Source organism: Acidobacteriota bacterium, from assembly GCA_003225175.1.
GTDB lineage: Bacteria > Acidobacteriota > Terriglobia > Terriglobales > Acidobacteriaceae > Gp1-AA112.
In genome coordinates this window covers 77,410-95,355 of sequence record QIBA01000054.1, presented here as the reverse complement: position 1 = coordinate 95,355, position 17,946 = coordinate 77,410, and the positions used below count along the sequence as shown (strand labels likewise).

The 17,946-nt window shown below is 56.5% G+C and carries 13 protein-coding genes and 1 pseudogene; 6 read left to right on the top strand and 8 right to left on the bottom strand.

All coding sequences use genetic code 11. The features are described 5' to 3' along the window. Positions 1-301 precede the first annotated feature (301 nt). Positions 302-574, top strand: coding sequence for a hypothetical protein (locus tag DMG62_15435; protein ID PYY22115.1), 273 nt, complete (start codon positions 302-304; stop codon positions 572-574). A gap of 91 nt (positions 575-665) precedes the next feature. Here DMG62_15435 and DMG62_15430 read toward each other — a convergent pair whose 3' ends face one another. Continuing rightward, positions 666-1,286: a CDP-alcohol phosphatidyltransferase gene (locus DMG62_15430; GenBank protein PYY22114.1), complete on the bottom strand. Its 621-nt coding sequence runs from the start codon at positions 1,284-1,286 to the stop codon at positions 666-668. An 83-nt stretch (positions 1,287-1,369) separates the two neighbouring features. Here DMG62_15430 and DMG62_15425 point away from each other — a divergent pair, with 83 nt between their 5' ends. The 3 genes from DMG62_15425 to DMG62_15415 all read left to right on the top strand — a co-directional run bounded on the left by DMG62_15425 (position 1,370) and on the right by DMG62_15415 (position 5,067). Further along, positions 1,370-2,089: a hypothetical protein gene (locus DMG62_15425; GenBank protein ID PYY22113.1), complete on the top strand. Its 720-nt coding sequence runs from the start codon at positions 1,370-1,372 to the stop codon at positions 2,087-2,089. 44 nt (positions 2,090-2,133) lie between these two features. Continuing rightward, entirely contained in the window at positions 2,134-2,847 is a 714-nt protein-coding gene (locus tag DMG62_15420; GenBank protein PYY22112.1) for a hypothetical protein, read from the top strand. 195 nt (positions 2,848-3,042) lie between these two features. Continuing rightward, entirely contained in the window at positions 3,043-5,067 is a 2,025-nt protein-coding gene (locus tag DMG62_15415; protein PYY22111.1) for a DNA ligase (NAD(+)) LigA, read from the top strand. A gap of 38 nt (positions 5,068-5,105) precedes the next feature. Here DMG62_15415 and sucB read toward each other — a convergent pair whose 3' ends face one another. Then, the gene (sucB, locus tag DMG62_15410) at positions 5,106-6,488 is read right to left on the bottom strand and encodes a 2-oxoglutarate dehydrogenase, E2 component, dihydrolipoamide succinyltransferase (GenBank protein ID PYY22110.1); all 1,383 of its coding nucleotides are present in this window, start codon (positions 6,486-6,488) and stop codon (positions 5,106-5,108) included. A 225-nt stretch (positions 6,489-6,713) separates the two neighbouring features. After that, positions 6,714-8,006, bottom strand: coding sequence for an amino acid dehydrogenase (locus DMG62_15405; protein ID PYY22109.1), 1,293 nt, complete (start codon positions 8,004-8,006; stop codon positions 6,714-6,716). Between the two features lie 192 nt (positions 8,007-8,198). Between DMG62_15405 and DMG62_15400 the strand changes: the two genes are divergently transcribed. Beyond that, on the top strand, positions 8,199-8,564 hold the full coding sequence (locus tag DMG62_15400; GenBank protein PYY22108.1) for a hypothetical protein: 366 nt from the start codon (positions 8,199-8,201) through the stop codon (positions 8,562-8,564). On the opposite strand, the gene DMG62_15395 is transcribed toward DMG62_15400, so the two are convergent. The 4 genes and pseudogenes from DMG62_15395 to typA form a co-directional block, all read right to left on the bottom strand. Further along, on the bottom strand, positions 8,561-9,526 hold the full coding sequence (locus DMG62_15395; GenBank protein PYY22107.1) for a TIGR00730 family Rossman fold protein: 966 nt from the start codon (positions 9,524-9,526) through the stop codon (positions 8,561-8,563). The two genes, DMG62_15400 and DMG62_15395, sit on opposite strands and share 4 nt — an antisense overlap. A 72-nt stretch (positions 9,527-9,598) precedes the next feature. Beyond that, complete coding sequence (locus DMG62_15390; protein PYY22106.1) at positions 9,599-9,979, bottom strand: hypothetical protein; 381 nt, start codon at positions 9,977-9,979, stop codon at positions 9,599-9,601. A 20-nt stretch (positions 9,980-9,999) separates the two neighbouring features. Then, on the bottom strand, positions 10,000-13,071 hold the full coding sequence (locus tag DMG62_15385) for a hypothetical protein (GenBank protein ID PYY22105.1): 3,072 nt from the start codon (positions 13,069-13,071) through the stop codon (positions 10,000-10,002). Positions 13,072-13,330: 259 nt separating this feature from the next. Beyond that, positions 13,331-15,105: pseudogene (typA, locus tag DMG62_15380) on the bottom strand (translational GTPase TypA). A gap of 86 nt (positions 15,106-15,191) precedes the next feature. Here typA and hemL point away from each other — a divergent pair. Beyond that, positions 15,192-16,511, top strand: a complete 1,320-nt coding sequence (gene hemL, locus DMG62_15375) for a glutamate-1-semialdehyde-2,1-aminomutase (protein PYY22104.1) — start codon at positions 15,192-15,194, stop codon at positions 16,509-16,511. Positions 16,512-16,565: 54 nt separating this feature from the next. On the opposite strand, the gene DMG62_15370 is transcribed toward hemL, so the two are convergent. Beyond that, positions 16,566-17,942 (bottom strand): hypothetical protein, encoded by a 1,377-nt coding sequence (locus tag DMG62_15370; GenBank protein PYY22103.1) that lies wholly within the window; start codon positions 17,940-17,942, stop codon positions 16,566-16,568. Positions 17,943-17,946: the final 4 nt, after the last annotated feature.

Genomic DNA, 17,946 nt, shown 5'->3' with positions numbered 1-17,946 from the left:
ACCCGAAGTTGCACACATCTTCGCACACATTCTCGCTCTCAGATCTGATCAGGAGAAGTGTTTGCTCTTGACATCGCCTTTTATAGAACCCGGCGCACAGCTTTCCGCTAGACCGACGGTTTTTGATCATTCTGTGGCATTTTTGCCACTTCCCTTGTGGCCGCAATTCGTGGTAGCACAGCAGTAGGAATGTCGAAGTTCGGTGCTAATTCGGGAACTAAGCGGTTGCGGGCTGGCTACTGTCTGTCGAGAGGCGAGAAGTATGGCCAATGGAACCTCATCGTGATCCCACCTCGATACCATGATGATCCCACTGAAATTCGTGGGATATCCCATCCTGATCCCCTGGCACGATGGGGATCGATCCCATGGACCTCATGGGATCACGATGGGATCGGCTCGGCTAAGTCCTTTCGATCATGGGATGGAGCTAGAAACGCAGTTGCTGGGCGATCGAAAAGGCTCGTTGTTGCAGCGGATCGGAAATTCCCGCAATTCGCTGTTATTTTCCCGCCAAGCTGGTCTTGCCCAGTGTTTATGCGGGTTTCCGCTCTTGAAAAAAATTCGCTGTTAAATACGCTGATAATTTCACTGTTAATTCACTGTTCCGATCCTTAACAGCGTAATAACAGTGAATTTAAGCAAGTGCCCTTCGGCGGAAGACGCTAGGTCGTCCGGGCGGCCTTGCCGTCATTGTGCGTCACCGCCCGCAGGCGCACCATCAGCAGGAAGACATAGTGGAGCGCTGAGATGATGGTGAGGGCGAAGACCGTCCACAGTCCTGCCTGCTTGACTGCTTCTACCCAGACCCACGGTTTCACCTCCACCAGAATCGTCGCACCGAGCGCGACGATCTGAGCCACGGTGTTGGCTTTGCCGAAGATGGTAGGGCTGAAGTCGCGGAGAGGAGTCGTGGCGTAGACGAGCGTGCAGACTACGAGGATGATGATGTCGCGGCCGAAGACGATGACGGTGATGCGCCACGGGATGCGGTGGGTTATGGAGAGGATCAGGAACAAGGTGCTGATCAGCAGCTTGTCGGCGATTGGGTCGAGATACTCTCCGAGCTTGGTACGCTGGCCGAGCGAGCGGGCGAGGAGTCCGTCGAGTCCGTCGCTGATGCCGGCGAGGATAAAAAGAGTAAGCGCCACTTCATAGTGGCCGTCGAGGATGGAGCTGACGATAAAAGGAATGAAGCTGAGACGAAGCAGGGTGAGCAGGTTGGGAAAACTGCGCAGTTGACGGAGCAAATGTTGGCTTCCTTCGTTATTCCCTGCGAAAGACATTCGCCAGGGCCGGCGAACAATTTATTTGCGATGTCTTTAGTTTTTCCGCAGGTCTAGCTGTGTGCTCCTCCTAGAATACTGCTGTGGACCGGAATCTGGCAGCGTCTGTTGAAGATCCCATTGAAGGAGCGTCTCCGGACGCGGTGCCGCCCTCGCGCTTTTCCCTGAAACAAAGGCTCTCGCTCTGGCTGATCTCGTGGGCAGGCTTTCTGGCAATCCGACTCATCGGCCCTACCCTGCGCGTCTCGATCACGTATGAACCTGGCTCGGAAAACGAGCCGAGAACGCGTCCGGCGATCTATTGCTTCTGGCACCGGTGCGTATTCGCTGCCGCATACCTGTTTCGGAACCATGGGATTCGCGTACTCACCAGCCGCAGTTACGACGGTGAATACATCGCCCGGATCATCGAGCGTCTCGGCTTTTGCGCGATCCGTGGATCGAGCTCTCGCGGGGCCGTGCAGTCACTGCGCGAGTTGCAGCGCGAGCTGGAAGCAGGCGCCTTTGTCGGCTTCACCATCGATGGTCCTCGCGGTCCGCGGTACGTTGCCAAGCCGGGACCGATTCATCTGGCGCGGCTCACCGGCGCTCCTATCTTCTCTTTTTATGTAGCTGCCGAAAGCGCCTGGATTCTGCGGACCTGGGACGCGTTTATCCTTCCCAAACCTTTCTCACGCGTTCATTGTTACGTGCGCAGTCCAATTCGAGTTGACGCTGACGCGAACCATCAGCAAGCGCTCGCGCGCATGCAGTCGGATCTGGAGACGGCACAGCGCTGCGCGGAAGCTCGCTTCGGCGCGTAACATATTGCGGTTTCAACTCTATATCCAACTGATATATTCGCGGAATGAATGCCAGCGCTCTGCAGGAAGAGCTGCGCCGCGTCTTATGGGAGCGCATCAAGGCGAAGAAACTTAGCGGGCTCGGGTTGGCGAAGCAGACCGGATTCGAGCAGGCCTACATTTCCAACTTTCTGAATCGCAAGCGATCGCTCAGCCTGGAGGGAATGGACCGAGTCCTGAGCGCGCAAAATCTTTCGGTGTATGACTTGCTGAATCGCGAAGAGATCAACAAGCGGGCCAGTAGCATCACGGCGTCTGAGGGTGACTTTGAGAATGTCGTTCTCACCGAGCCCGAGGTCGCTGCCACGGCTCCGAGTATCACTCGCGATAATGTGCGCGACATTCTGAAATTCAAGAAATCATTTCTGCGACGGCTGCGTCCTGCTCTCGGCTCCGGCAGAGAGCAATGGCAGCGTTTTGTACTGATCAAAGTCGATGCTCAGGAAGCGGCCAGCATGTATCCGCGCCTCTTGCCCGGCGCGACCGTGCTGATCGATCGCCATTACAACCTGCTGCAACCGTACCGAAAGAATGAAGCCAATATCTATGCCGTGCATCGGAATCGCACGTGCACCATCAAATACGTGGAGCGAGACGGCGATCACTTGGTTCTGCGTCCGCACAATCAGGCGCATCCTGTGAGCGTTCTGCCCCTGGAGGGAAGAGAGGCATCAGCGATGATCGTCGGACGCGTGTGCCATGTAGCGATCGAAACCTGAAAAATTGAACAGGAGGGCAAAGAGGCAACGGAGGCGGCGAAAAAGTCAGGTAACTGAGTTCTGAAAGCGAAATTGATTTCATGTATTGCCTGCTCCGAAGCCGCCGTGTCCTCCGTGTTCAATTTTCGGTTTTAGCTTTCGCCGCATTCGCGCAACGCTCATCCATGCTCTTGATATCCTTCTGACATTCCGACGATGTCTGCCAAACCCTCAGCAACTCTCGAACGCGAAATCGAAGCTCTTCGTGATCAGATTCGACATCACGAACACCGCTATTACGTTCTCGACGATCCCGAGATCAGCGATGCCGACTTCGATCTGCTTATGCAGAAGCTCAAGAAGCTCGAAGCTGAGCACCCTGACCTGATTACTCCTGATTCTCCGACGCAGCGCGTAGGTGGGAAGCCGCGCGAGGGGTTTCCCAAGGCGAAACATTCCAGTCCGATGTTGTCGCTCGACAACGCTTACAACGAAGGGGAGTTTCGCGACTGGGCGCGTCGCGTCTACGAATTGACCGGCAGGAAGAGCGTCGATTTCGTCTGCGAACTCAAGCTCGATGGCATGTCGCTTGCGCTTACTTACGACAATGGCCAATTAGTTCGCGGACTGACGCGCGGCGATGGCACCACCGGTGAGGACGTCACCGGCAATGTGCGAACGATGCCGGCAGTTCCACTTCGGATCGATCAAAAAAAACTGGCTGCGGCCGGGCTTCCGCCGCAGTTTGAAGTACGCGGCGAAGTAATCATGCCGATCAAGTCGTTTCTGCGTATGAATGACGAGCGCGAGCAGCAGGGACTCTCGCGAGCGGCGAATCCGCGTAACGCGGCTGCAGGCAGCATTCGCATGCTCGATCCAGGTACGGTCGCTGAACGGCGGCTCGATTTCTATTCCTACTTCTTACTGCGGGATGGCAACATTTTTCTGCCGAGCCACTTTGAATCCCTCGAAGCCCTCGAGAAATGCGGGTTCAAAGTGAATTCACATCGTCTGCGGACCAACCATCTCGACCAAATACTGGAGTTCATCAACAAGATGGAGGCACAGCGCGAGAAGCTGCCCTACGAAATCGACGGGATTGTCGTCAAAGTAGATTCTTCGCAATTATGGCGGCAGCTTGGTTTTACTGGTAAAGCTCCGCGCTGGGCTATCGCCTACAAATATGCGGCGCGCTCCGGTACCACGCAGATTGAAGACATCCTTGTGCAGGTTGGGCGAACCGGCAAGCTGACTCCGCTGGCCGCGTTGCGTCCAGTTCCGATCGGGGGAACTACCGTTAAGCGCGCTACGCTACATAACCAGGACGAAATAAATCGATTAGGCGTGAAAATCGGCGACTGGGTACTGGTAGAACGCGGTGGCGACGTCATCCCGAAGATCGTCAAGGTCATCGATGACAAGGATCACCCACGTGGAAGTCGCACATTCGACTTTCCGACACACTGTCCAGAATGCGGGGGGAAAGTGGTGCGCGCCGAGGGCGAAGCCGACCATCGCTGCGTGAATGCGAAGTGCCCGGCCAAGTTGCGCGAGAGTCTGCTGCACTTCGCTTCGCGTGGGGTAATGAACATCGAGGGCATGGGTGAATCGTTGGTGAATCAAGTCGCGGACCGGCAACTCGTGAAAGACGTTGCCGATATTTACTCACTTACCGAAGAGAAGCTGTTGTCGCTGGAACGAATTGGCAGGAAGTCGGCGCAGAATCTATTGCGCGAGATCGATAACTCCAGGCAGCTTCCGCTGGAACGCGTGATTCTCGGATTGGGAATCCGCTTCGTCGGCGAGCGAACGGCTGAATTGCTTGCTGAGCACTTCGGCAGCATGGATGGATTCATGAATGCGAGCTTTGACGAGCTGCAGCAGGTGAACGAAGTCGGTCCACGCGTAGCGGAAGCGATCACCGAATACTTCTCCGAGCCGCGCAATCGCGAGCTGGTCGAGCGTCTGCGCAAAGCTGGCCTGAAGTTTGAGGGCCAGAAGAAGCAGCGCGGCACAAAACTAGCGGGAAAGACCTTCGTGCTGACCGGCACGTTGCCCAACTTCAGTCGAGATCAAGCAAAAAAGATGATCGAAGATGCCGGGGGGAAGGTGTCGGGGTCCGTGAGTAAAAAGACCGACTACGTACTTGCAGGAAGCGATGCTGGTTCAAAGCTGGATAAGGCGCAGGAGCTCAAGATTCCCGTCATCGATGAGGATGGATTGACGAAGCTGCTGGCGTAATCAGTAGAGACGCAACATGCTGCGTCCCTACTGTGTTGCTACCCGATATCCTCGCTCCAGTTCTCGAGGTAATTGCGCAGCGCTACCATGAACTTGTCGGCATCCGCTCCGTCGATGATGCGGTGGTCATAGCCGAGCGTCAGGCGGATGATGGAGCGGATCGCGATCAGATCGTTTCCATCTTTGTCCGTAATCACGACCGGCTCTTTGAAGAGCCCGCCCATGCCGAGAATCGCTACCTGCGGTTGCATGATGATCGGCGTGCCGAACTGCGGGCCGAAGATTCCCGGATTGGTAATCGTGAACGTGCCACCGGCAACCTCGTCCGGCAGCAGCTTTTTTGCCCTCGCGCGCTCAGCGAGATCATTGATTGCGCGCTGCAGGCCGACGAAGCTTCGCTCTTCCGCCTGCTTCACGACTGGAACAATCAACCCCCAATCGAGCGCAACCGCAATGCCGATGTTCACGTTCTTGTGATAGCGGATGCCATCGCCTTCGACTGATGAGTTGACGATCGGCAACTGCTTGATGCCGGCGATCACAGCGCGCGCGATAAACGGCATGTAAGTGAGCTTCACGCCGTTACGAGCTTCGAATTTCGCGCGCTCTCGCTCACGGATTTTTACGACTCGCGTCATGTCCACCTTGAACACAGTATGGACGTGCGCGCTGGTGTGCTTCGATTCGACCATGCGCCGGGCGATGATCGAGCGCATCTTGCTCATCGGCACGAGTTCGCCTGGCATAGGAGCAGGCAGCGTCGGGACAGGAACGGCTGCTGCTTGAGGTGCGCTCGGCGCAGCAGCCGCTGGACGCTGCGCTGCAGCCTGTGCGGGCGCGCCCGCAGGATACTTCTGAATGAATCCCAGGATATCTTCCTTGGTGATACGGCCGCCCATTCCCGTTCCGGGAACCTGACCTAAATTTACATTGTTCTCTTTGGCGATCTTTCGGACCAGAGGACTGGATCGGACGCGATCACCATCGCCCGTGCTGATCTCGGTGACGTTCGAAGACTGACCACTCGACGCGGCAAAAGTTTCGGTTTCATCTTCCTCCTGCGATGGCGCAACGGGCTGCGCTTGCGCCGGAGGTGCTGGAGCGGGAGCAGGCGGTGCAGCGGCTTTCGGCGGCTCAGGCGCCGCAGCTTTGGCCGGAACCGACGGAGCGGCGCCACCAGCGCCGTCGACGTCAATCACGCCTACGACTGTGTTTACCTGAACGGTGGTGCCTTCCTTAATCTTGACTTCCTTCAATACCCCACTTGCCGGCGCGGGAATCTCGGCGTCGACTTTATCAGTGGAGATCTCGAAGAGCGGCTCGTCGCGCTGAACTTTGTCTCCCGGCTTCTTCAACCACTTGGTAAGAGTGCCTTCGAAGATGGATTCGCCCATCTGAGGCATGATTACATCTGTAGGCATGCAGACCTTTCTAAACAGCAGCTATTAGCAATTAGCGATAAGCAATTAGCGAAAAGCTGACCCCAACGCAATTTTTAATTATAGCTGTTAGAGACGGCGCCCAGGCCACTGGAACAAGACACCCGAGGTGAAGCAATATGCAAGTAAGCGGAAGCAAAATCTTCCGTTATTTCATGCAGGCGTAGCTAATCGCTAATTGCTAATCGCTGCCGTTCTGCTGCTTCTTCACGCATAAATTCCGCGCTGGCGAATTGTGAACTGCACGCGATCTACTGCGAGCATATACGCGGCGATGCGATTGTTCACGTTGTGTGTCTCGGAGTAGCGAACGACTTCATCGAACGACTCTTTGAGAATGTCTTCGAGCTGCTCGTTCACCACTGATTCCTTCCAGAAAAAGCCTTGGCGATCCTGTACCCACTCAAAATACGATGCAGTCACTCCACCGGCGTTCGCGAGAATGTCTGGAATTACGAAAATGTTCTTGTCGGCGAGCATGTCATCAGCCACAGCAGTCGTTGGTCCGTTCGCGCCTTCCGCAATGATTCGCGCTTTGATCTTATCGGCGTTGCGGCTGGTAATCACATTCTCGATGGCTGCCGGAATGAGAATGTCGCAATCTGTGACGAGCAGCTCATTGGTGCTTATCGCCTCCGCGCCTTTGAATTCAGTGATGGTGCCATTCCGTTGCCGGTGCACAGTTAGCGCATCCACGTCGATACCGCTCTTGTTGTAAAGACCGCCATCGTACTCGCCGATCCCGATGATCTTATAGCCGACATCCCTCATCAGCTTGGCGGCATTGGAACCGACATTGCCGAAGCCTTGCACGATGACGCGCGTACTTTCCGGCTGCATGCCGAGCTTGCGCACGGCTTCATTGCAAACGATCATCAGGCCGCGTCCGGTTGCTTCGCGACGTCCGCGCGATCCGCCGATGTTTAACGGTTTCCCTGTGACCACGGCTGTGACGGTCTGACGCATGTGCATGGAGTAGGTGTCCATAATCCATGCCATGGTCTGCTCGTTAGTGTTCATGTCGGGAGCGGGAACGTCTTTCTCAGGACCGATGAACTCGATGAGTTCGGCGGTGTAGCGACGCGTAATCTTTTCCAGTTCCGTAGACGAGAGCTTCTTCGGATCGCAAATAACTCCGCCTTTAGCCCCGCCAAACGGAATGTTCACCACAGCGCACTTCCATGTCATCCAGCTGGCGAGGGCGCGAACTTCATCGAGTGAGACATCGGGACTATAACGAATGCCTCCCTTTGCCGGTCCGCGCGCGATCGAGTGCTGTACACGGAATCCGGTGAAAACCTCAATACTGCCATCATCCATCAGCACGGGAATGTGCACGATGATCTCGCGGTTGGGATAGCGCAGCACCTTCCAGATGCCGGGATCGAGCTTCAATTTCTGTGCGGCTAAATCGAAGCGCGCAGCCTGAGCCTCCCATGGGTTGAATTCCTGTTCGGCGGAGAAATTGCTGACGCCGGGTTCCTTGGTCTGAGTCGTCATGGATGATCTCGCTGAGGTCGGATTAGGAAATGCGATTGGCGCAGGCTAGACGGGGGCTCTATCTTGAAACCTGCCGCCCGAGCAAACCTGCCAGTATAAATTCGCACATGGTCCCGCGCAAATCGCGGAACCTCCGACGCCAACTCCGGATTTGATAAAGTAGGAGCACTACTCCTGCAATTCTCAAACTGAATGCGCAAGAAAATTCTCTCCGTGGCAAGCAACGACGCTCTACGTGTCACGCGCCACATGATGCTCCAAAGCCGGGGCTTCGAAGTAGTGTCTACCGCCAATATTCGAGAAACACACAATGTTCTGAAGTCGGCCGATTTTGATCTCGTGATCTTGGGCGTTGCCATCGAGGGTGGTCAGAAGCGCGAGATGGCGAATCTGACTCGCAAGCATTGCGATCGCGCGGAGATTCTTGAGCTTTGTCGCATCAGCCCTGAAGTCCGCGATGCGGACCATCATCTCTTCAGCGCCGAGCCTGAAGAGATCGACCACACCATTCGACGCATTCTCAACGGCAAGAAAGTGCCGGAGCAGACATCGAACTAGCCACGCGTCTTCGCAATCTCCGGTGCCTCGCCCTGGTCCTTCGCTTCTTCCTTGTCTGGTTCGGGGGCGGGAAGGTGTTGCGGCTGAAGGTGATACCTGGTCAGGCCTTCCTTTAATATTTCAAATCCCTCTTCCGGAGTGTCGACATAGCAGAAAAGCTCCTTGTCTTCCGGAGAGATAGTTCCGGTATCAACCAGAGCATCGAGATTGAGCACGCGGTTCCAATATTCTTTGCCGTAGATCAGCACCAGAATTTTCTTTGCCAGCTTTTCCGTCTGTGCCAAGGTCAGAATCTCGAATAACTCATCGAGTGTGCCGAAGCCACCGGGGAATATCACCAGCGCCTTGGATAAATACGCGAACCAGTATTTGCGCATGAAGAAGTAGTGGAACTCGAAGTTGAGCTCGGGAGTAATGTACCGATTCGGGAATTGCTCGAAAGGCAGTCGGATATTGAGTCCGATGGTCTTCCCGCCGGCCTCGCTGGCCCCCAAGTTCGCCGCCTCCATGATTCCCGGACCGCCGCCCGACGTCACCACGAACCGATGCCGCTTGGAATGCAGCTTCATCGACCACTTCGTGAGCAGGAACGCGAGCCGTCGAGCCTCCTCGTAATAGCGCGCCATTGCCACTGCGGCTTGAGCTCTCTTCAATTTGAGAGAGTTTTCCCGGCCATGCAGAGCCCCGTCGAGAGTCGCAGGTTGCTCTCGCTCCGGAGCTGGAATTGCGGAACCCGGTTTCTCGAGAAGCTGCAGCGCTGTCTGAGCCGAAGAAAGATTGGCAAACCGCGCAGAACCAAAGAAGACGACGGTGTCCTGAATGCGCTCACGACGGAAACGCGCCAGCGGCTCCTGATATTCGGCCAGGATGCGCATGCCACGTCCATCAGGGCTGTTTAGAAATTGTGGGTTCTCGTAGGCGAGAGGAGCTTTTTCAAGAATCGGTTTCTCGTGTTGTGGCATGAGCAAGAAAGTTGAAGTTGGCCTTTAGTCTGGATTCAAGCTTACAGGAGTGGGAAGAGAGATGCAGACGGCTCAGCGCCGATCGCGATAATGCACGGCTTCGGAGATGCCGATCCAGAGGTCCAGCAGGCCCAACCCGCTGGCCAAGCCCCGAATGAATCCTGTGCCCAGGAACGAGCGGAGTCCCGGAAAATCGTTTACGAGAGCATTCTCCGTCCAAGCCGGGAGCCAGGGAAGAACACAGAGAACCAGTCCGACCCACAAACAAAAGATGACCGTGCTGACCAGAAAGAAGCGCTGCATCCACACGGGCGGAGGGGGCTCGCTCGAAGGAGGTGGCGTGAGCAATGCAGTTGTGGTATCGACGCGAGAAGCCACAGATCTGTCCTGCTCAGATGCAGAGTCCGGCTCATCGTGAGCGGGAAACCTCAAGGTCTTGGCTTCACGATCCATCAAGCTCGATTGTAGAGCATTTAGGTACGGAGACTGCGGATGCGGTCGGCTACGTCGCGGTAGTCGATGTTCGCTCCGTACACTTCCATGAAGTTGTCGAGGGCAGCCTTTTTGTTGCCTGCTGATTCGAAGGCATTCGCCATGTCGTAATAGACAGCGAGGCGGCTGTCTTCGCTGATGCCGCTCACGGCCAGTGCCCGTTCATACCACCGGATTGCTGCTTGTGGTGCTCCTTTATCTACCAGGCACTGCGCTAGCCACGTGTACGCCTGGATCGACTGAGTAAAAGAATGACCGTTGTCGAGAGCGCGACAGACCTTCTGCAATTCGCCAATTGCCTCGTCGAGGAGTCCCATTTCGCGGAAAGCGACGCCGAGATTGTAGTGAGTCTCAGGATCATCTCCGCCGGATGCGGGCTCGTCGATGCCTTCCTTGAATTCATCGAGCAGATCGGAAAGCATTGAGTTCGCCTGCAGCGTATCTGCCGAGTCGGACAGTGCTGCGCGGGCTTGAGCGGCCACTTGCGGGCGCGCTCTCGCTGGAGCAGCAACAGTTTTCTGACCAGGAGCCTTTGCGGAGGCCGGAGTTGGTGCAGGGGCGAGGTCCCCAAGTGCATCTTCCAGATCGGCAACCATGCCGGCCAGTGGATTCGCTGAGGCAGCCGGCGCTCGCGCCGCTGCACGTGATGGAACAGCGGGAATAGCAGGAGAAGTTCGAATCGAAGGCGCAGTAAATGATGCCGGCTCGCCCGCTGCTACCTCCGGAATCAGATCTTCCAATCCGGAGGCTGCATCGTCTGCCAGCAGATCGCCGAGTACATCTTCGTTCTGGGCGGAAGCAGCCGCTGCTGGACGTTGGGGCATCGGAGGCTTCTTAGCGGTCTTAGCGGCTGGCGGCGCCTCTGGCGCCGTGGCAGGCACCCATGGTTTGGCTTTGCCCGAAATTTCAATAGCCACCGCTGGCTTGTGTTCAATTTCGGGAATGACTTCCACGGGGGCAGGTTGCGCCGCACGCGCAGGAGCGACCTTCAACTTTCTCGCGGATACGCGCAGTTCTTCAAGCGCAGGATGTTTGGCGGCGACTGTCTCGAGCCGAGCGATGGCTGCTTCAGCCTCCGCGGACATGCCCTGCGACACGTAGAAACGAGCTTCTTCCAGGATCTCGTCCGGAGTGCCGTCTGCAGTGATCTCTTGCACTCCGCCGGACCGAGCTACCGTCTCCGGACGCTTTGCGTGCTGTTCCGCCGCGGCCGGAGATTCCACGGTGAGCATGTCTTCCCACTCACTAACGCCTTCGGCCTCCGCCGGTTCATTCGGAGTCAATTCCGCTGCCGCTGCTGGCATTTCTTCCACGGGAAGCGCTGAGAGGTCGAACTCAGCAATCGACGGCTCTTGCGGAGCAACGGACGACGCTTCAAACTGCGCAGGCTCAGCCCCAAATGAACGTAATTCGCGAGGCGGCTCCACTGCTGGAGTTTGATTGATGTCGACCACCGGAGCGGTGGCTGCGGCTCCCGCCGCCTGCTCCTGATACTTCCTCGCCATCTCGCGGAACTGCGCTGTCTGGGGCTCAAAACCCGCTTCGGCGTGTACTTCAGCCAGAGCTATGCATGAATTCGCGGCATCAGCGAATCGACCAACTCGCGCGTACGTCGCCGCGAGCCGCTGGCGCACACGAATGTCCTTTGGCGCCTTAGGCAAAATCTGCTCGAGCGGAGCAATCGCCTTATCGGGAACGTTGTACGAGGCGAAGAGTTCTGAATCGGTGAGAGCCGAGTTGATCTCTTCGCTGAGATCCCTCGAGTATTCCTGAACGAATGCTGGGGGAGCCTCGAGGTCATCGCCCATGAGGGCGTCGACCATCAGCGCCCGCTCGCCTTCTTCCGTTGAGAGCTCGCGCGTGACTGCGTCTTTGCCCATGCGCGAGTTAATCTGGCGGTAGTTCTGCTCGTGCAGAGGATTCTCAGGCTCGGCTTGGGCTAGCAGTTGATAGAGATCCGCAGCTTTCTGAAGCTGCCCACCCTGCACGTACGCATGCGCCAGCAATTCCTGCACTTCACACAGCGAAGCTGGCGGTGCACCCGCCTTCTGCAGAAGCGCGAGGGTTGATTGCAACGCTGGTGGGCTCTCTTTCGCTTTCGAAACCAGCGCCGAAAGGGCATCCATCAGTGCCTGGCTGTTCCCCGGCAAAAACTTGTCGGCATACCGCTCGTAGACGCTAACCGCCTTCTCAGCTTTGCCGGCATCGAGCAACACATTCGCGTACATGGTGACCGTCGAAGCGTCGTTCTGCTCGGCTACGATCTTCGCGATCAGCGGATCTGCCTTCTCGAAATCGCCGGCCTGAAGGTATGACTGAAGCAGTGTCCGCACCACTTCGGGACGAGAATCCGCATCAGGCAGCTTCGCGAAATTCTCGGCTGCCAACGCGCTGTCGCCGGACGCGGCCGCGATTTGTCCCCGCAGCAAAAGCGCTGGAGAGTACTTCGGATCCAATTTGAGAACGCGCGCTAACGCTTCGTTTGCCGCATCATTCGACCCGCGCTGGTAGTGTGATTGCGCGGAATTGAAGTAGATCTCAAGCGCTTCCTGGCTCTTGCCCAGCTTCAGGTAAAGATCCGCAACCTTGGCCTGCATCGCTGCATTCTCGGGATCGAGATCGAGCATCTTCTTGAGAATGCCGGTCGCCTGCTCGCGATCATTGTTCTTGAGATATTGGTCAGCTACTGTGGAGTACTGCGCGCGCGCGTCGTTATACAGGCCTTGTTGCGTATATAACTCGGCAAGGCGAACCACCGAATCCAGCGCATTAGGGCTCAGCTTCGTCAGCTTCTTATAGATGGCGATCGCCTTGACGACAAAGCCGTCGGAGGAATAGGCCTCAGCAACTTTTCGGAAGTAATCTGCGGCGAGGTCTGCCCGGCCCAATCGCGCGTAGAGGTCGCCAACGGTATTGAGAACCGTGAGATCTCTCGGATCCTGTTTTAGAATCTTCTCGTATTCGGCGATGGCGTTCTGCAGCTTGCCTGACTGGACGAACTTCTCAGCCGCGCTGAGGATCTTCGTCTTATTGGAACCGAAACCAAGCGCCATATGGGATGAGTCCGAAAACGATAACGACGTGACGCTGACGAAATTGGGCGGCTTGACTGCGCAGCGGCACGTGCGGTCTGCAACCGCAAGATCACCGAGGTCGAGACACACCAATGCCGTTAGACCCGCGTCGGTGGCAAAGTTAACACATCCATTGTGCGGCTAAAGCAAGCCGGGTCTTAGTCGTAACGGGTAAACACCTGATTACGATAGGGTTCAGTCTTCGCTGTTACGAATGGTTCGCGGCTGAGTCGCGACGCTAATCCTTCTCGGCTCCGACGAGCTGCGCGCCACGCTTTGGCCGGCGGTTTGCCTGAAGGACCTTTTTGCGCAGACGCAGCGTCTTGGGAGTCACTTCGACGAATTCGTCGTCCGCAATGAACTCGATCGCCTGCTCAAGATTGAGAGCTTTATAGGGCACAAGCCGAATCGCTTCGTCGGCGGTCGAAGCTCGCATATTGGTTAGTTTCTTCTCCCGCACCACGTTGACATCAAGATCAACATCCCGCGCATTCTCGCCGATAATCATTCCCTCATAAACATCCGTCCCTGGACCAACGAACAGCTCACCACGCTCCTGCAGGTTAAATAGCGCGTAGGCGGTGGCGACCCCGGCACGATCCGAAACCAGTGCACCGGTCAGGCGCTGTGGAATCTCTCCCTGGTACTCGGTGTAGCCATCGAACAGCGAATTCATGATGATCGTGCCGCGCGTGTCGGTCAGCAGCTCGCTGCGGAGGCCGATCAATCCGCGACTTGGCACGCGAAATTCCAGACGCACCCGGCCGTAGCCGTGGTTGTGCATCTTGGTCATCTCACCTTTGCGCGGACCAAGCTTCTCGATCACCACGCCAATGAAGTTCTCAGGGATGTCGATGGTCAAGTGCTCAAGCGGCTCCATGAGCTTGCCGTCGATCCTGCGCGTCACAATCTCCGGCTTGCCGACCATCAGCTCGTAGCCTTCGCGGCGCATGGTTTCAATCAGGATTGAAAGCTGCAGCTCGCCGCGCCCCATGACCTTGAAGTTGTCCGTGTTGACCGTCTCTTCGACTTTGAGGCTCACGTTGGTCAGCAGTTCCTTCTCGAGGCGCTCGCGCAGATTACGCGAGGTTACGTACTGCCCGTCGCGCCCCGCAAACGGGGAAGTGTTGACTGTGAATTGCATCGCGATGGTGGGCTCGTCGATCACGATCGGGGGCAAGGGCGCGGGCGATTCAATCCCAGTGATGGTCTCGCCGATGGTGATTCCGGTGACACCGGCGACAGCGACAATGTCTCCGAGCTGCGTCTGATCGATGTCCACGCGCTTGAGTCCGCTGAAAGAGAACAGCTTGGTAATCTTTACTGTTTGAAACGATCCATCCCGCTTCGCGATGGCGACCTCTTCGCCGTTCTTCAGCGTGCCGTTGAATACGCGTGCAATGGCCAGGCGCCCCAGATAGTCACTGTAATCAAGGTTGGCGACCTGAATCTGAAGCGCTCCAGCCGAGTCTCCCTTTGGCGGAGGGATGTGTTCCAAAATGGCATCAAAGAGCGGCTGGAGATCAGTGGCCGGGGATTGGATCGAACTTGAGGCGGTGCCGGCTTTTGCGTTGGTATATAGAACAGGAAAGCCTAACTGATCTTCTTTCGCGTCGAGATCGATGAAGAGGTCATAGACCTCATTCAGCACCTCTTGCGCGCGAGCATCCGGACGGTCAATCTTATTGATGATCAGCACCGGGGGCAGTCCTGCTTCTAGAGCTTTGCTAAGAACGTAGCGCGTCTGCGGCAGCGGCCCTTCACTGGCATCGACAAGCAGCATCACACCATCCACCATCTTGAGAGCGCGCTCCACTTCTCCGCCAAAGTCGCTGTGGCCGGGAGTATCAACAATGTTGATCCACGCTCGAGTTCGTTCGAGTCCATCACGCGTTCGGCCACTATTTCATTCGAGCGGAATGCGCCGCTCTGGCGCAGCATACCGTCGACTAGCGTTGTCTTGCCGTGGTCAACGTGAGCAATGATGGCGATGTTTCGTATGGAAGAATTCAAATGACACCTTTCATATCTAATCTTACCGAACTGACCATTCTCGAATCGCTCTTTCTGCAGAACTAACTCGTATACTCTGGATATCCATGCCTGGTTCGGCTAAATCCCATGCATTGCAACAACGCGCCGAAAAGCTCTTTCCTGGAGGCGTGAATTCCCCCGTCCGCGCGTTTCGTGCTGTCGGAGGAGATCCGCCGATCATCGTTCGTGCGCAAGGTGCAAAGCTGTGGGACGCCGACGGTAATGAATATATCGACTATGTTGGCTCCTGGGGACCGATGATTCTCGGGCATGCTGATCCTGAAGTGACCGAGGCGGTAGTTCGCGCGACCCAGAATGGTACGAGCTTCGGAGCATCGACTCCTGCTGAGGTAGAGCTTGCCGAGCTGGTGAAGGCCGCGTTCCCTTCCATGGAGATGATGCGGTTTGTGAGTTCGGGAACTGAGGCGACGATGTCCGCGATTCGCCTGGCACGCGCATTTACCCGGCGCAAGTACATCGTGAAGTTTGAGGGCTGTTACCACGGACACGCTGACTCGTTGCTGGTGAAGGCCGGCTCCGGCGTCGCGACATTAGGCATTCCCGGATCGGCAGGAGTCCTCGACGAGCAGGCGCAGTTCACTCTGGCGCTGCCATTCAATTCGATGAAGGCCGTTGAGCAGGCCTTCGCGCGCTACAAAGATCAGATCGCTGCCGTAATCGTCGAACCGATCGTTGGCAACATGGGCTGCGTGCGTCCGCGCGAAGGGTATCTGCAGAAACTGCGCGAGATCACGCGCGAGCAGGGGTCACTCCTCATATTTGATGAGGTAATGACGGGATTCCGCGTTGCCTTTGGCGGAGCGCAGGAGCTTTATGGCATGCAGCCAGACCTGACGACGCTTGGCAAGATTATCGGCGGAGGTTTGCCAGTCGGAGCTTACGGAGGCCGACTCGAGATCATGCGCATGATCGCACCGCTCGGCCCGGTGTATCAGGCGGGAACGCTCAGCGGAAATCCCCTGGCCATGGCGGCAGGAATCGCAACCGTAACCCGACTGCAGCGAGATCGTACAAAAATTTATTCCGCGCTCGAGCGCAGCTCTTCAACGCTGGTGAACGGCATCACAGAAGCAGCGCGCGAGAACGGAGTTGAGGTTACCAGCGCACGCGTCGGCTCGATGTTCACGTGGTTTTTCCGAACGGGGCAGATCTTTGATTACGAGGACGCCGCGAAATCAGATACGGCACAATTCGCGCAGTTCCATCGTGACATGCTCGACAGAGGCATCTATCTTCCACCCTCACAATTCGAAGCAGCCTTCCTCAGCATCGCGCACAGAAAAGCAGAGATTGATCAGACCATCGACGCCGCGCGTGATACCTTCCAGCAAATCGCATCTAAGCCGCTGGGCGTCAGCCGATAACCAAGGAGCACTCGAGAGCGTGGAAGCTTAGGAGCTCAGCAGCTCAGAAGCTGGTTACCAGTCCTTCGTAAATCCCGTCCAGTAATCGAACGAATTACACGATTCGTCCTGCTCCGCCTTCGAGTAAAGCGTCACGTAGGTAAGAGCGCGCATCCGGCCAAAAGTTCTCCCATCTGGTGTGGAAGGGATCACATCGCGCCAAGTGCCGGTGTTTATGTAGAAACGATCCCCGGACGCGTCGCTCTTGATCAAGCAAACTTCAGGCGAGTGAGTATGTCCCGCAAGAACCACGCGGACCTTGTTCTCAACCACGAGTTGTTCTCGCATCGCCGAGAGTTGCGGCTGATCGGGCTCTCCTCCCATCATGAATCGCGCGATCTTTCGCGCCGCCTCACGCGCCGGCCGGTTGCGCCATCCGCCCATCTGCAGCAGTCCTCTCGCTAACTCCAGTTCAGCAGGCGCCCAGGGCTTGGCTCGTCGGGACAGCCAATAGCGAAAGAATTTGTTGTCGTGGATTTCGGCAATGAGTTCCTGCAGCACCGGGACCAAATTTTCCCAAGCCTCTTCCGCCGAAAAGTTGCCGCGGGAATCATCCAGCATGTAATCGAGCAAAGCCGACTGTGGACGCACATCGTCGAACTGCAGCAGTCGAAGGTACAACGATCCCAAAACCGGATCTTTCAGGATCTGCTCATCCCCGTACTTTCGCCGAAATAGATAGGGAAGCCGGACAGCAACGTCGATAGTGAGGAAGTCACCGAAATTCGCTTGCGAGTAACCCGCTTCCTCGACCTGCAGCGGAATCGGTTCTTTTCTGGAAAAATCGACGGTGAAGTTATTGTTGTCATACTCGTGGCCGTGCCGAACCAGCGCGTCCGGATCCTTGAAGAGCGCATAATGCGGAAATCGCTCGACGGACTGGATGCCGATCAGCTCGCATACTCGCTTTCGGATTGCGTCTGACGCGTTGGCCAGCCGGTCATGATTGCCAGAGAGACAGGTGATCTTCACCGGGCAAGGAAACTCCTGCTCGACCCAATCGCGCGATTTTTGATCATGGCCTTTGTACTTTCCTGCGGCCAGGTTGCGAAACAGCTCCAGCGTCCGGCTCACTGCAGGTTCGGCAGCTACAGCATCGACGATCTTCAGAATCTTCTTTTCCAAGTCGGGAGAAACCTCGTCGAGCGATACATAAGGCCGAAGGTCGTCGCTGAACCAAAGCACCGTGCGATTGAGATCGAAGAGGTCGCCGGCAATTACCAGTTCGAAACGCTCCGAGCGTCGCCGTCGCGCTTCGTCTGCCATATGGGAAATGAAGCTGCGGTAGGCTTTCGGATCAAGATTGCGGTGAAAGATGATTTGCTTGCCATTCCCGCTGATTACGTCGGAGGCTTCTTCTTCGAAGTGCAGGTCAGAGATGACAGCAATCATGCAG